This window comes from Mycobacterium sp. 663a-19 (genome assembly GCF_035616495.1).
Taxonomy (GTDB): Bacteria; Actinomycetota; Actinomycetes; order Mycobacteriales; family Mycobacteriaceae; genus Mycobacterium.
Genome location: NZ_JAPJAV010000047.1, coordinates 1 through 467, shown reverse-complemented (window position 1 = coordinate 467; position 467 = coordinate 1). Strand labels below are relative to the sequence as shown.

Here is a 467-nt window from a genome sequence, read left to right as displayed (position 1 = left end):
CACCGCGGGGCCGGCCACATACAACTCGCCGATCACCCCGACCGGCACCGGGCGCAACCACCCATCGAGCACCAAAAAACTAAGATGGGCCAGCGGCACCCCAATAGGACTGACAGTGCTGTGGGTATCGGCGTCGACGATGTCTCGAAACGAGGCATGCACGGTCGTCTCGGTGATGCCATACATGTTGATCACCCGCGGTGATCCCACGGGGTTGTGCAGCCACCCGCCAAGACGCTGGGGATCGAGCGCTTCGCCGCCGAACACCACAGCCTCCAGCTCGAGCTGCGCTCGTAGCTCGGGCTGTAAAGCCTCGACGGTTTGCAGCGCATAAAACGCCGACGGGGTCTGGCTTAACACGTTGACGTGTTCACCGATCAGCAGCTCATACAGCTCGTGCGGGGAGCGGGTCACCGGTTCGGGCACCACCACCAGCCGCCCACCACCCAGCAGGGCCCCGAAAATCT

General features: G+C 63.6%; 1 protein-coding gene. It reads right to left on the bottom strand.

The window, feature by feature from the left end:
* The coding region (locus OQ968_RS24800) for an AMP-binding protein (RefSeq protein ID WP_324682298.1) at positions 1-467 on the bottom strand (467 nt) is incomplete at both ends.